Genomic DNA, 13,895 nt, shown 5'->3' with positions numbered 1-13,895 from the left:
TGTTCTACTGCTTGTTGGCGGCGGAAATACTGTCGGATGGCAGATCCTTATCCGGCTCGGCGATGTAATTGCCGAGCAGCCAGAGCGCCACTTCGGAAGCCTCCTTCGGCGAGGCAAACTCGAATTTGCCGTTGTGGCTGGGGGCATCGAGAAATTCGATCGCCAACCCCCTGCCCGTCTCCGTGCTTACGGCACGCACACGGCCGGGCTCTATCAGATGGCAGGAGAAATGGCGTGCCATGTTGCGCATGAGGCCGGCCTTGTTGTCGTGCAGGCGCACGAAGATTGCCTGCCCGTTTTCCGTCGCCTGCAGCTGGCGGATTGCCTCGTTGGGAAAGGCGCGGCCGAACTCGATGATGGCCAGACCCGTATCGTGCAAACTGTCTTCCTTGTTTTGCGCAGCCATGCGTGTGGCTGCGAAAGCAAAGAAGATGACGATGGCGAAAAGGACGCACCAGACGATAATGCCCACGCCGAGTCTCCGTTCAAAGCATAGTGGTGAAGGCGTTATAGCGCGCGAGACTTGCGCGAATTTGAACGATATCAGATTTTCCGACGGCCCGCTGACAGCGCCATTCTGAGCTGGCGGCGCCATTGCGGCGGCTGCAGCGGCCGGTCGAACAGGAGAGAACCCTGCCTCTGCGCCTTGAGGAGCACCGGTTCGGCCAAAGTCGCGGGAAGGAAAGCAGGGAACACGGCTGACGCAATCGATCCTGCCCCTCTCGCCTTTGCCAGATGCTCAAGGCCCAGCCCGGCGAAGGCCTCGATGGCGGCGGAGATGCGCGATCGGTCTTCGCCGGCGAGGAAGGCGTCGCGGTCGAGCCCGGTGGCGGAAAGGATCTGCAGCGGAATATAGAGCTGGCCGCGGCGGCGATGCAGCGGCATCAGCAGCAACAGCCCGGCAATCGCCTGTGCGACGCCGGCATGGCCGGCGGCATCCGCCGATCGCGGTGCCTCCTCCGGCGAAAGCACGAGGCTTGCGAGCTGAATCAGCGCGGAGGCCGTTTCGCCGGCATAACCTTCGAGCGAGACCCGCGTCTCCATCGGATCGTCATAAAGGTCGAAAGTGCGGGCGTCGATCATGTCGACCAGCGTCTTGCGCGGCAGGCGATGGGTTTCGATCGCCGTCAGAAGTGCGGCGGCGACGGGATTGGCTGCCGTCGAGCCATGCGCGCTGCCTTCCAGCAGGTCGCGCCAGTATTGCATGCGCACTTCGCCAGGCAGCGGCTCGTGCACCAGATCGCGGATGCGGGCAAGCTCCGCATTGAACGCGTAAAGGGCCGCCAGCGCGCCGCGCTTCTCCTGCGGCGACAGGAGACAGGCGAGATAACGGTCGCGATCGTTGTCGCGCAGCATCGCCAGGCAGATGTCCTGGTTCGTCGCTAGTTTCGCATCAGCCATCGTCAGACCGCAATCAATGCCGCTGCGACGGCGCGCTGCTCCGACAGCATGATGTTGAAGGTGCGTACCGCGGCACCCGTGCTCATCGGATCGGAAGAAATGCCGCGCGCCTTCAGCACCTGTTTCAATTCGTCGGGCAGACGGCGAAGCTCGGTTCCAGTGCCGACGAGCAGAACCTCGATATCGGCGGCCTCATCAAGCACACGGCTGAAGTTTTCAGGCGTCAGCGGCTTCGATACGTCCATGTCCCAGCCGTAAATGCCGGAGGGCAGGCAAAGGATCGAGCCGCGATGCGACATATCGGCAAAACGGAAACCGCCATTGCCGTAGGTGTCGATCGGAGCCCGGCCAGGAAAATGAGCCGCGCGGATTTCTATGCCTTTTGCCATGTTTTCAAACCACCGTGCCGGATTTTACACCAGCATCCGTCTTGTTGCTCTCTTCGCCGTCGGGAACCTCCGGCCGCAGCCGGAAGACGATCAAGACGGGAGCCGCGATATAGATCGAAGAGAAAGTGCCGAGCGCGACTCCGAAGAGCATTGCAAAGGAAAAGGAGCGAATGACGTCGCCGCCGAACAGATAGAGCGCGAGCAGCGCAAGCAGTGTCGTCGCGGCCGTCAAGACAGTGCGCGACAATGTCTGGTTGATCGAGGCATCGATCAGGATCGGCAGCGGCATCTTCCTGTATCGTACGAGATTCTCGCGCATCCGGTCATAGACGACGACCGTGTCGTTCAAGGAGTAGCCGACGATGGTCAGTACGGCGGCAATGCTCGTCAAGTTGAACTCGATGCCGGTCAGCACGAAAAGCCCGAGCATGATGATGACATCGTGCAGCGTGGCAATAATGGCGCCAATGGCGAACTGCCATTCAAAACGGATCCATATGTAGATCAGGATCGCCGCGAGTGCGGCTGCGACACCAAGCGTCGCCATCGTCGTCAATTCGCCCGAAATGGCGGGGCCGACGACCTCGACGCGGCGGAAATCATAGTCTGTCTCGAGTTCGCCGCGCACCAGCGTCGCCGCTGATTGCTCGGCGTTCTCGCCGCCCCCTTGGGAGGCGATGCGGATGCGCGCGTTCGACGGCCCGCCTGTAAGCTCGACGCTGACCTCGCCAATATTGAGATCGTCAAGGCGTGATTTAAGATCAGCGATGTCGGCATTGCCCTGTTTCGCCGTCACCTCGATGAGAGAGCCGCCCGTGAAATCGATCCCGAGCTGCAGGCCAACGGTGGCAAAGGCCGCCATGGCGATCAGCGAGATCACTGCCGAGGCCGTGAAGACGTAACGGCGGATCCCCATGAAACGCACATTGGCGTGCTCGAAAAGCTGCGCGAGAACGCTCTTCGGCAGATGCCTGGGATGGCGCGCTTTCAGCCAGGCGGCAACGATCGAGCGTGTCACCGTGAAAGCCGTGATGACTGTCGTCAGAATGCCGACCGCGAGCGTCACCGCGAAACCGCGAATGGACTCGCTGCCGAGAAACAGAAGGATAATTGCGGCGATAAAGATCGTGACATTCGCGTCGACGATCGTTGCGAAGGCGCGCGAGAAGCCGCGGCCGACGGCCAGGGCAAAGGAGGAGTTGGCTCTTTCCTCCTCGCGGATGCGCTCATAGATCAGCACGTTGGAATCGACCGCCATGCCGACGATAAGCACGATGCCGGCAATACCAGGCAAAGTCAGCGTGGCGCCGGCAAGGCTGAGTGCCGCGACGATGAAGATCAGATTGAAGAAGAGCGACATGACGGCGATAGCGCCGAGAATACGGTAGAGCGCGATCATCAGCGCTGCGACCAGTACGACGGCCACGAGACCGGCAACCAGGCCGGAGAATATGGAATCGGCGCCGAAGCTCGGGCTGATGCTGCGCTCCTCGACGCTGGTCAACGTCGCCGGCATGGCGCCGGCGCGCAGCATCACTGCAAGGTCACGAATGCCATCCTCGGAGAAATTCGCCGAAATCCGGCCCTCGCCGCCAGTGATCGCCGCATCGATGACCGGCGCAGACATCACCTGATCGTCAAAGACGATGGCAAGGTGCTTGCCGATATTTTGCGCTGTCGCCTGCGCCAGCCGCTGCGTGCCCTCCGCATCGAGTCGATAGTCAATCGAGGTCTCCTGCGTCTGCGGATCGACGACAGGCTCGATATCGACCATGTTGCTGCCGGTGACGAATGCCGTGCGGTCGACGAGATAGGGAACAGGTGGATCGTCGAGCGAATAGAGCACCTGCGAGCTGGCCGGCCAGCGGCCGTTCAGCGCCTCCTGTCCCGACATGCTTTCGTCGAGCAGATGAAAGGAAAGCTTTGCCGGCTGGTTCAGAATATTCTTCAGCCGCTCCGCATCGACGGATCCCAGCACCTGCACGACGATCCGGTCGTCGCCATCGGGGCGAATCTGAAAGTCTTTATAGCCGAAGCCAGCGATGCGGCGGCCGACGATATCGAGCGACCGGCTGCGGGCCGAGGCGACGTCGGCGGTGATGCCGGCATCGGATATCTGCAGTGAGAGTTGCCCTTCCTCGCCCTGCCGCAGCGCAAGGCCGGTGCCTGAATGTTCGTCACCTGATGTCAGAGGCTTCAGAAGATCGACCGCCTTTTTCGTCTCTGCCGGATCGGTAATCCGGACAGTGACAGTCTGGCCGTTGCCGGTTAGGCCGGTATAGCGGATGCCGGCACCTCTCAGCGCCTTGCGCACATTCGCGACCGTCTCTTCCAACCGGTCTTTGATGATATCGGAACGCTCGACCTTCAGAACGATGTGCGAACCGCCCTGCAGGTCAAGACCGAGTGTCACGTGGTCCTTTTGCCACCATCCCGGCAGAGAAGAGCGCTGCGCCTCGCTCAGGAGATTGGGCGCAGCAACGACGACGGCCGCAAATGCAACCAGCCAAATCAGAAGTGTTTTCAAGCGGGAAAAATGCAACATTCTCTCGACGATCTTCCGATCCGGCGGTTCCGCCGTTATCGCTTGTTACGCCGCGTCGGCCTTGACAGGCTCACCCTTGACGCGAACGTCAGAAATGCCGCTGCGGACGATGCGCACGCGAACACCTTCGGCAATCTCGACCTCGACTTCCTTATCGTCGACGACCTTCGTCACCTTGCCGACGAGACCACCGCCGGTCACGATCTGGTCGCCACGGCGGATCGCCTTCAGAGTTTCCTCACGCTTCTTGGCCTGCGCGCGCTGCGGCCGGATCAGCAGAAAATACCAGACGACCATCAGCGGCACGAACAGGATGATCATTTCGAAACCGGAACCGCCGAATCCTGTTGCGGTATCGGTCGCAGTCTGGGCGAATGCCGGGGTGATGAACATGCTAAACTCCTCAGGCTTCTATGGCGGAACTCCGCCTGCTTTTCAGGTTGCCGGACTATAGTTGCAGCTTAGATGAATGCAACAGAAACAGCCGGGAACAGTACCGATTCCGGTGCCTCATAACCTTTCCGCTGGCAAAACGCCATGGTAGGCGGCATCGAAAGATCAAAGCGGCTTGCCGCAGCGAGAAATCAGGAGGCCCATGATGACCGAGGAAATCAACACCGCCCTGCTTGCCGAACTGAAAAGGCTCGCTGACGCCGTGCAGCGGCTGGCCGGACCGGCACCTGCCGTCAACGATTGGAATGCGGCCGACTGTTTCGTCTGGGCACCGTCGCGTCAGTATCTGCAGCCGGTGAAGAAGCCGAACCGGGTGGCGCTGAAACTCATCCGCGGTGTCGACCACGTGCGCGACATCCTGCATGAGAATACGGTGCGGTTCGCCGAGGGTTATGCCGCCAACAACGTGCTTCTCTGGGGCGCGCGCGGCATGGGCAAATCCTCGCTTGTCAAGGCCGTGCATGAGGATGTCAGGCGCGAGAGCGGCATTCCGCTGAAGCTGGTCGAGGTTCATCGCGAGGATATTGCGAGCCTGCCCAACCTGCTCGACCTGCTGAAGGACACGCCGTACCGTGTGATCGTCTTCTGCGACGACCTCTCCTTCGATCACGACGACACCGCCTACAAGTCACTGAAGGCGGCACTCGATGGCGGGGTCGAAGGGCGGCCCGACAATGTGCTCTTCTACGCAACGTCAAATCGGCGCCATCTTCTGCCGCGTCACATGATGGAAAACGAACAGTCGACGGCGATCAATCCATCGGAGGCCGTCGAGGAAAAGGTTTCGCTGTCCGACCGCTTCGGTCTTTGGCTCGGCTTTCACAAATGCAGCCAGGAAGACTATCTCGGCATGATTGACAGCTATGCCGATCACTTCAAGCTCGGTCTCGACCGTGACAAGATGCATGCCGAGGCGCTGGAATGGGCAACGACACGCGGTGCGCGCTCCGGCCGCGTGGCCTGGCAATATATCCAGGATCTGGCCGGACGTATGCGCGTTCATATCGACCGGGCGTAGGCGCCTCTCCCGAAGCGGAACGGACGAGATCTAAAAATGACAAAAGCCCGGCTGGCGGCCGGGCTTTTGCGCTCCCTGGTACGCTATACCTATTCCAGGAAAGTCATCGGATTGACCGGCGAGGCGTCCTTGCGGACCTCGAAATGGACCTGCGGCTGCTTGACGTCGCCGCTCATGCCGGAGACGGCGACGGTCTGCCCGCGCTGAATCTTCTGACCACGGGTGACGCTCAGCGTGTCGGCGTTGCCGTAGACGGTGACGGTGCCGTCGTCGTGACGGACGAGTACCGTATTGCCGAGCTCCTTCAGGCCGTTACCGGCATAAATGACAACGCCGTTTTCCGCGGCTTTGATCGGCGTTCCCTGCGGCACCGAGATATCGATGCCGTCATTGCGGTTGCCGTTGACGTTGGCGCCGTAGGCGGCAATCACCTGACCGCGGACCGGCCAGCGATATTTGCCGATGCCGGTCGATTCCGGTGCATCGGAGCTGACGTCGGACTTCTTCTCGACATCGTCAACGGACTGGGTGGCGACCGGCGCCTTGTAAGGCGCGGGCTGAACGGAGGCGGTCTGTTGGGCGGGCGCCGGATCAGCCGGCTTCGACTCGACCTTCTCAGCCGGGATCGAGGCGGTCTTGACAGTATCTGCACTGCCATTCGGAAGCTTCAGGGCCTGTCCGACACGCAGCGAATTCGCCGAAAGATTGTTGGCCGCCTTGAGATCGTCGATGTTGGTGCCTGTCGCCTTTGCGATCTTCGCCAGCGAATCGCCCTGCTTGACGACATAGCTGCCGGCCGGCGTCTTCGGGTCCTTGCCGGCGCCAACCGGAACCTTGCCGGTGGGATCGGCGCTCGCCATGGTCTTGTCCCGGGCGGAATTGGCGCCGGGGACGACAGCGACCTTCTGTTCCGGCGCCTTGGCCGGGTCCGGCATATTGCCGGGCTTGGAAAGATCGGTCGCCTGCGAAGCCGCCTTGACGGCATTGCCGCCATTCAAAGTCGGGATCAGGATTGCCTGGCCAGGTTTAGCGGCAGAAGCCATCTTCAGATTATTGACGCGCAGGATTTCCTTTTCCGGAACGCCAAAGCGCCGCGATAACGTCGCAATGCTCTCACCCGGGCGCAGCGTGACGGAAGGTGCGTTGGTCGCGGACCAACCGGAAACCTTCGGCGTCGTGCCCGTCGTCAAAGAATCGGGCGTGGGCTTCGGGGCAGCGGGCGCTACGAGCCGCTGCTTATCAAGCTGCGCCGAAGCGGGGAACGGCTGGGCAAGCGCGACTTCCTTTTCCCGCTGGCGGGACGGCGCCGCGGCCGTCGGAGCGGCGAGATCGGAACGCTGTATCGAGACCGGCGAGGAAGCCATGCGTGCGCTCGACGTGCGCACCGGCTCGTAACTCTGACGCGCCGGATAGGGCTGATTCAGCGTATTATTGCCGCCGCCGTAACCGGACTGACTGGCAACGGCGGAACCGCCGAGATCGGCGCGCGGCACCGGATCGCCTTGCTGACCGCTGGGCGGAATGGAACTGGTGGTAATCTGATCCCGCCCCGAGGAGGAAAACAAGCCGCCGAACCGTGTCACATCGGAACTGCAGCCTGTTGCGGTACTCGCCAGCAGGCCAACAACCAGGAGATTACCGGCCGACTTACTGAACTTCGGCGAAAGACTGAAACGCATTGACTCGACCCACTGAGAACGCAACCATTTGTGAGTCTATTAAAACGCGTTAGTGTTACCACGCGGTTAAGAGGCTGGAATCAGTGCGATATTTTTGAGAAGTTGATAACCATAGCTTACGGGTGAAAAATCGCAGTGCCTGGAAGGTAATCCCGAAAAGTGCGCGGTCTTTCAGACGCTGCCTCTACAGCAGCGATGCAAGACGCGGAACAATCGGCAGATAAGGGGCTTCGAACAGTTCCTCGCGTTCGAAACGGCTGCCGGTTTTCGTCAGCCGCACCATGCGACACTCATTCTCGGAAATCATCAGCGGCGCAATCATCGAACCACCGGAAACGAGTTGGTCGGTATAAAAGCGCGGCATGGCATTGAATGCGGCGGTGACCAGAATGCGGTCGAAAGTGCCCTCTCCCTGCATGCCGGCGCTGCCGTCGGCGTGGCGGATGACAACATTGCGTAAACCGAGCGATTCCATGCGCCGCTGTGCAGCCGTCGTCAGCGTCTTATAGCGGTCGATCGACAGAACACGCTCGGCCAGACGGCCCATGACAGCGGCGGTGAAGCCGCTGCCGGTGCCGACTTCCAGGACGCGCTGCCCCGGTTTGAGCTTCAGGTGATGCAGGATGCGGACGACAAAATCGATGCCTTCAAGGAAAGAGCCGCATTCGATCGGTATCGTCCGGCTCGAATAGGCGTCGTCTGAAAATTGCGGCGGCACGAACAGCGAGCGCTGTGTCTGCTCGACCGCCGTCAGCAGATCGAGATCAGAGATGCCTTCGGCACGCAGTCTGAGGACGAGCGCCGCAAAGCCCTCCTTCTCCGCCAGTCTTGCCGTCAAACTTGTGCTCCGTATCCCAAGGCCCGCGCCACGCGGTCCGTCACGGAATAATCGGTCAGATCCAGTTTCAAAGGCGTTACCGAAATCTTGTTATGCTTCAGGGCGTGAATATCGGTGCCTTCGATGAAGGCGCCGGCGCGTTCGCCGAACTTCAGCCAGTAATAGGGGAAGCCCCGGCCGTCGGAGCGGGCGTCGACCTGCAGGTTGAAGGCGAGCTTGCCCTGCATGGTGACCTCGGCGCCGTCGACCTCGTCGGGGCGGCAGTTTGGGAAGTTGAGATTGAGGAACGTACCGTCCGGCAGGTCCAGCACCATCAGTTTTTCCAGAAGAGCCGGTGCATGTGCTTCGCAGACCTCCCAGGGCACGATGCGCGCGCCGTCCTCGTAAAGATAAGCTTGGCTCAGCGCAAAGGAGCGCACGCCCTGCATCGTGCCTTCGATGGCGCCGGCGATCGTGCCGGAATAGGTCACGTCGTCTGCGACGTTCGAACCCGAATTGACGCCGGAGAGGACAAGATCAGGTTTGATGTCCATTACCTGGCGGATGCCCATGATGACGCAATCCGTCGGCGTGCCGCGCAAGGCGAAATGCTTGTCGGAAATCTTGCGCAGCCGCAAAGGCTCAGACAGGCTCAGCGAATGGGCCAGGCCACTCTGGTCGGTCTCGGGCGCCACGATCCAGACGTCGTCGGACAGAGTGCGGGCGATCCGCTCCAGCGCGGCAAGGCCTTCGGCATGGATGCCATCGTCATTCGTGAGCAGGATGCGCATCACCTCAGGCCGCCCGTTCGATCTTCGTCATTCCGCCCATATAGGGCAGCAAAACGTCCGGAATCGTGACGGAACCATCTTCGTTCAGATAATTTTCGAGGATTGCGATCAGGCAGCGGCCGACAGCGGTGCCGGAACCGTTCAGCGTGTGCACGAACTTGTTGCTCTTATCGTCCTTGCCGCGGTAGCGCGCATTCATGCGCCGGGCCTGGAAATCGCCGCAGACCGAGCAGGAGGAAATTTCGCGGAAAGTGTTCTGCCCCGGCAGCCAGACTTCGAGATCGTAGGTCTTGCGCGAGCCGAAGCCCATGTCGCCGGTGCACAACGTCATCGTGCGGAAATGCAGGCCAAGACGCTTCAGCACTTCCTCAGCGCAGGCAGTCATCCGCTCGTGCTCGGCGATCGAACTTTCGGCGTCGGTGATCGAGACGAGCTCGCACTTCCAGAACTGGTGCTGGCGCAGCATGCCGCGGGTGTCGCGGCCGGCCGAGCCCGCCTCGGAACGGAAAGACGGCGTCAAGGCGGTGAAGCGGAGCGGCAGCTTCTCCTGGTCGAGGATTTCCTCGCGCACCAGGTTGGTCAGGGTCACCTCGGCCGTCGGAATGAGATAACGGCTGTCGGTCGTCTTGAAGAGATCCTCTTCGAACTTCGGCAGGTTGCCGGTGCCGAACAGCGCTTCAGCGCGCACCATCAGCGGCGAACTGACCTCGGTGTAGCCGTGCTCGCTGGTGTGGAGGTCGATCATGAACTGTCCGAGCGCCCGCTCGAGCCTGGCGAGCGGCCCGGTCAGGACCGTGAAGCGCGAACCGGAGAGCTTGGCGGCGCGCTCGAAATCCATATAGCCGAGCGCCTCGCCGATTTCGAAATGCTCCTTCGGCGTGTGGTTCCAACGCGGCTTTTCGCCGACGATGCGGCTGATGGCATTGTCGTGCTCGTCCTTGCCAACAGGAACGTCGTCCAAGGGCACGTTCGGAATGCGCGAGAGAGCGTCGTTGAGCTCGGCGGAAAGCAGACGCTCCTCCTCCTCGGCTGCCGGCAGCGTCACCTTGATCTCTGCAACCTCGGCCTTCAGCTTCTCGGCAAGCTCGGTATTCTTCTGCGCCATGGCTGCGCCGATCTCCTTGGAGGCGGCGTTGCGGCGGGACAGCAAATCCTGCGCCTTCTGCACGGCGGAGCGGCGCTTTTCATCGAGGGCGACCAGAGTTTGGGCCAGAGGCTCCGCGCCGCGCTTGGCAAGGGCGGCATCGAGCGCTTCGGGATTCTCACGGATCCATTTGATATCGAGCATCGTCGTTCCAACTCGTTGCAACAGAAGTGACCGGTCGGAGAAACCGACCGGACAGGAAATGGCAGACCTCGGGAAAATGTCGGAAACCGGTCAGACGTTGTCCGTCTTGGCGACGTCGGAGGAACCAGAAGCCTCTTCAAGTGCCTGTCGGGAACGCTGACGCTCCACGAGTCGTGCCGCGTAGATGGAAATCTCGTAGAGAAGGATCGTCGGCAGCGCAAGGCCGATCTGGGACATCGGATCCGGTGGCGTCAGCACGGCAGCGACGACGAAGGCGAGAACGATGGCAAACTTGCGCTTCTCGGCGAGCCATTGCGACGTCAGCAGACCGACGCGGGCAAGCAGCGTCGTGATGACGGGCAGCTGGAACACGAGGCCGAAAGAGAAGACAAGCGTCATGATGAGGCTGAGATATTCCGAGACCTTCGGCATCAGCGAGATCGCCACCTCGTCATGCCCCGGCGCCTGCTGCATCGACAGGAAGAACCACATGACCATCGGCGTGAAGAAGAAATAGACGAGCGCGGCACCCATGAGGAACAGGACCGGCGACGCGATCAGGAACGGCAGGAAGGCCTGGCGCTCGTTCTTGTAGAGGCCGGGGGCTACGAACTTATAGACCTGGGCGGCAATGATGGGGAAAGCGACCACCAGGCCGCCGAACATCGCCACCTTGACCTGGGTAAAGAAGAACTCCTGGGGCGCGGTATAAATCAGCTGGGCCTTCTCGACGTCGAGATGCGCCCATTCCACGGCCGTCTTGTAGGGGATGACCAGATAGTTGAAGAGATGCTTGGCAAAAAAGAAGCATACAATGAAGGCGATGAAGAACGCCCCGATCGACCAGATCAGCCGCGTGCGCAGCTCCATCAGGTGCTCGATCAGCGGCTGCGGCTTGTCTTCGATATCACCGCTCATGCCTCGTCCTTCTTCTTCTGGGTCGGCTTCTTCGGTGTTGCAGGCTTCCTGACTGCCGCGGCGCGCTTCGGCTTTTCCACCGGTACGGCAACGGCTGCGGCGGCATCGACCTTGTCGGCAGCCTTGACGCGTGGCCTGCGCACGGCCTTCGGCTTCTCGGCGACCGTATCGGCCTCGGCAATCGCCGCTGCGACGGGCACAGGCTGCACAGGCGCGGGCACCAGGGGCGGCGTTTCCGGCAGGCTCATCGACGGCGTCGGGGCCGAGACGGCAGCCGGCGGCACTTCGGTCTTATTTTCCGGAGCAGCAGTCGTCTTCTGCAAGTCGGCTTTGATCTCGTTGCCCATCTGGCGAAGCGGGTTCATCGCTTCACGCAGGCTGTTGACCGGGTTGAGCTTCTGGGCGTCGCTGATCGTCTGGCGGACATCGTCAAGCTCGGCTTCGCGCAACGCTTCGTCGAACTGCGCCCGAAATTCACCCGCAACCTTGCGGGCGCGCTGCGTCATCTTGCCGAAAGCGCGCAGCATCGGCGGCAAATCCTTGGGACCGACAACGACGATCAGCACGACCGCGATGACCAAAAGCTCGGTCCAGCCAATATCGAACATGCAAGGCTCCTGGACGGGAAGCGCGGGGGCTGCGCTTTTTCCCGGACTTGTTTACTTCGTTTCGTCGGCCTTGTGATCGACGGTCTTCGCCGTTTCCGGCGCGTCTTCGTCCGTCATGCCCTTCTTGAAGCTTTTGATGCCCTTGGCGACATCGCCCATCAGTTCCGGAATCTTGCCGCGCCCGAACAACAACAGCACGATGACCAGAACGATCAGCCAGTGCCACATGCTAAGAGAACCCATCACTCTAACTCCCTGTTTCGATGTTCCCACGATGTAAGGAATTCTAACACCGTTTCCAACATCAAGCCCTTTGAACTGCGCTTAATGTCACGGTATCGCCCTTTATGACAAGCCACAGACCCGTCGAAAAATGGTGAGCACCATTGTTTTCGTCATGCATGGCAAAAGCAAGAGGAAGTCCTTCAATCTTCGGAGGTAGAACGTGGGGCAAGCAACCCCAGTTCTTCGAGATCCATCTGGGTGATCGGATCTTCGTCCTCGGTCAATTCGTCATTCATCGAAGGCGAGGGAATATTGAAGTTCGTCGGGATGCGGCCCGACAAAAGGCCCGCCCCCTTCAATTCTTCGAGACCCGGCAGATCGCGCAGTTCTTCCAGGCCGAAATGGTCGAGAAAATCGCGGGTCGTGCCCAATGTCACCGGCCGGCCAGGTGTGCGCCGGCGGCCGCGAAACCGCACCCAACCGGCTTCCATCAGCACGTCGAGCGTGCCGCGCGAGGTCTGAACGCCGCGAATATCCTCGATCTCGGCGCGCGTCACCGGCTGGTGATAGGCGATGATCGCCAGCACTTCCAGCGCGGCGCGCGAAAGCTTCTTCACCTCGTTGTCGTCACGGCGGATAACGAAGGAGAGATCGGCGGCGGTGCGGAAAGCCCAGGCACCCTCGACCTGCACGAGATTGACCCCGCGCGGCGCATATTGCTCCTTCAGGCGCAGCATGATCGCGCGCACGTCGGCGCCCCTCGGCAGGCGCTCGGCGAGGAAAGCTTCGGAAACCGGCTGCGAGGATGCGAAGACCAGCGCCTCGGCAGTGCGCTCAGCCTCGATCTCGGCCTGCAAGTCGCGGCCTTCCCCCTCGAAATCCTCTTCGCTCCCGGGATCGATCAAACCGGCCGCTCCTGTTCAACCACCTGCAACGTGGCGTGCTTGGGACCGCGACGCATGTAGATCGGCTGAAAGGCGCCGTCCTGACGGATTTCGAGCTTGCCCTCGCGCACCAGTTCCAGCGAAGCGGCGAAGGCGCTGGCGATCGCCGTCACGCGTTCCTCGGGCGCTGCGAGATAACGCAGCAGATAATGCTCCATCGCCGTCCAGTCGCCGACCTCGCCGATCATCTGGGTCAGCAGCTCACGGGCATCGGTCAGCGACCAGACATTACGCCTCTCGATCGTCACCTGGGTGATGGCATGGCGCTGGCGCAGCGCCGCATAGGCGGTCAGGAGATCGTAGAGGCTTGCGGCGTAAGCCGATTGTTGCCGATCGGGAATGTGCTCGGGTGCACCGCGGGCGAAGATATCGCGGCCGAGGCGGTTGCGGTTGACGAGGCCCTCCGCCGCTTGCCGCATGGCCTCGAGGCGCTTTAGGCGGAAGGCGAGCGTTGCCGCCATCTCCTCGCCCGAAGGGCCGTCATCCTTGACTTGCTGGGGTATGAGCAGCCGCGACTTGAGATAGGCAAGCCAGGCCGCCATGACGAGATAATCGGCGGCAAGCTCGATGCGGATGCGCCGGGCGCTTTCGACGAACTGCAAATATTGTTCGGCGAGCGCCAAGACCGATATGCGCGACAGGTCGACCTTCTGGTTGCGGGCGAGATAGAGCAGCAGGTCGAGCGGGCCTTCGAATCCGGCCACGTCGATCACCAGCGCCGGTTCGTGGCTGGCGCGCTCAGCGCCGTTCTCCTGCCACAGCTTGTCCATCGGCGTTGCCGCCTGCGGACGTTCCGCGCCCTTGACCGTGCTCACCACC

The 13,895-nt window shown here is 61.4% G+C and carries 15 protein-coding genes; 1 reads left to right on the top strand and 14 read right to left on the bottom strand.

The genetic code is table 11. The annotated features are described in order from the left end of the window. Window positions 1–4 precede the first annotated feature (4 nt). The 5 genes from ACQ7C1_RS27270 to yajC all read right to left on the bottom strand — a co-directional run bounded on the left by ACQ7C1_RS27270 (window position 5) and on the right by yajC (window position 4,728). Window positions 5–472, bottom strand: a complete 468-nt coding sequence (locus tag ACQ7C1_RS27270; protein ID WP_183700930.1) for a hypothetical protein — start codon at window positions 470–472, stop codon at window positions 5–7. Window positions 473–543: 71 nt separating this feature from the next. Then, the gene (locus ACQ7C1_RS27265; RefSeq protein WP_097598647.1) at window positions 544–1,401 is read right to left on the bottom strand and encodes a phytoene/squalene synthase family protein; all 858 of its coding nucleotides are present in this window, start codon (window positions 1,399–1,401) and stop codon (window positions 544–546) included. A gap of 2 nt (window positions 1,402–1,403) precedes the next feature. Beyond that, window positions 1,404–1,790, bottom strand: coding sequence for an Mth938-like domain-containing protein (locus ACQ7C1_RS27260; protein WP_183700927.1), 387 nt, complete (start codon window positions 1,788–1,790; stop codon window positions 1,404–1,406). 4 nt (window positions 1,791–1,794) lie between these two features. Continuing rightward, on the bottom strand, window positions 1,795–4,335 hold the full coding sequence (gene secDF, locus ACQ7C1_RS27255) for a protein translocase subunit SecDF (protein ID WP_430960527.1): 2,541 nt from the start codon (window positions 4,333–4,335) through the stop codon (window positions 1,795–1,797). Between the two features lie 45 nt (window positions 4,336–4,380). Further along, window positions 4,381–4,728, bottom strand: a complete 348-nt coding sequence (yajC, locus tag ACQ7C1_RS27250; protein ID WP_064696006.1) for a preprotein translocase subunit YajC — start codon at window positions 4,726–4,728, stop codon at window positions 4,381–4,383. 205 nt (window positions 4,729–4,933) lie between these two features. On the opposite strand from yajC, the gene ACQ7C1_RS27245 reads away from it, so the two are divergent. Continuing rightward, complete coding sequence (locus tag ACQ7C1_RS27245; protein ID WP_430960563.1) at window positions 4,934–5,806, top strand: ATP-binding protein; 873 nt, start codon at window positions 4,934–4,936, stop codon at window positions 5,804–5,806. Between the two features lie 89 nt (window positions 5,807–5,895). On the opposite strand, the gene ACQ7C1_RS27240 is transcribed toward ACQ7C1_RS27245, so the two are convergent. From ACQ7C1_RS27240 to ACQ7C1_RS27200, 9 genes are all read right to left on the bottom strand, one after another. After that, the gene (locus tag ACQ7C1_RS27240) at window positions 5,896–7,485 is read right to left on the bottom strand and encodes a peptidoglycan DD-metalloendopeptidase family protein (RefSeq protein WP_430960526.1); all 1,590 of its coding nucleotides are present in this window, start codon (window positions 7,483–7,485) and stop codon (window positions 5,896–5,898) included. Between the two features lie 184 nt (window positions 7,486–7,669). Further along, window positions 7,670–8,323, bottom strand: coding sequence for a protein-L-isoaspartate(D-aspartate) O-methyltransferase (locus ACQ7C1_RS27235; protein WP_210628123.1), 654 nt, complete (start codon window positions 8,321–8,323; stop codon window positions 7,670–7,672). After that, a complete protein-coding gene (gene surE / locus ACQ7C1_RS27230) occupies window positions 8,320–9,093 on the bottom strand; it encodes a 5'/3'-nucleotidase SurE (RefSeq protein WP_085777934.1) in 774 nt (257 codons plus the stop codon). Before surE ends, ACQ7C1_RS27235 begins: the two co-directional genes overlap by 4 nt. A gap of 4 nt (window positions 9,094–9,097) precedes the next feature. Next, window positions 9,098–10,381, bottom strand: coding sequence for a serine--tRNA ligase (serS, locus tag ACQ7C1_RS27225; protein ID WP_430960525.1), 1,284 nt, complete (start codon window positions 10,379–10,381; stop codon window positions 9,098–9,100). Between the two features lie 90 nt (window positions 10,382–10,471). Then, window positions 10,472–11,299 (bottom strand): twin-arginine translocase subunit TatC, encoded by an 828-nt coding sequence (gene tatC, locus ACQ7C1_RS27220; protein WP_085777932.1) that lies wholly within the window; start codon window positions 11,297–11,299, stop codon window positions 10,472–10,474. Beyond that, window positions 11,296–11,907, bottom strand: coding sequence for a Sec-independent protein translocase protein TatB (gene tatB, locus ACQ7C1_RS27215; RefSeq protein WP_430960524.1), 612 nt, complete (start codon window positions 11,905–11,907; stop codon window positions 11,296–11,298). The genes tatC and tatB overlap by 4 nt, the downstream gene beginning before the upstream one ends. Before the next feature lie 51 nt (window positions 11,908–11,958). Beyond that, a complete protein-coding gene (locus tag ACQ7C1_RS27210; protein ID WP_011425113.1) occupies window positions 11,959–12,150 on the bottom strand; it encodes a twin-arginine translocase TatA/TatE family subunit in 192 nt (63 codons plus the stop codon). Window positions 12,151–12,332: 182 nt separating this feature from the next. Continuing rightward, window positions 12,333–13,037 carry an SMC-Scp complex subunit ScpB gene (scpB, locus tag ACQ7C1_RS27205; protein ID WP_430960523.1) on the bottom strand — a complete coding sequence of 235 codons (705 nt, stop codon included), beginning with the start codon at window positions 13,035–13,037 and terminating at the stop codon, window positions 12,333–12,335. After that, window positions 13,034–13,891 carry a segregation and condensation protein A gene (locus ACQ7C1_RS27200; protein ID WP_085780051.1) on the bottom strand — a complete coding sequence of 286 codons (858 nt, stop codon included), beginning with the start codon at window positions 13,889–13,891 and terminating at the stop codon, window positions 13,034–13,036. Before ACQ7C1_RS27200 ends, scpB begins: the two co-directional genes overlap by 4 nt. Window positions 13,892–13,895: the final 4 nt, after the last annotated feature.

This window comes from Rhizobium sp. Nf11,1, from assembly GCF_050587665.1.
GTDB lineage: Bacteria > Pseudomonadota > Alphaproteobacteria > Rhizobiales > Rhizobiaceae > Rhizobium.
Note: the sequence above shows the minus strand (reverse complement) of the source record. Positions and strands in the feature narration are given on the sequence as shown.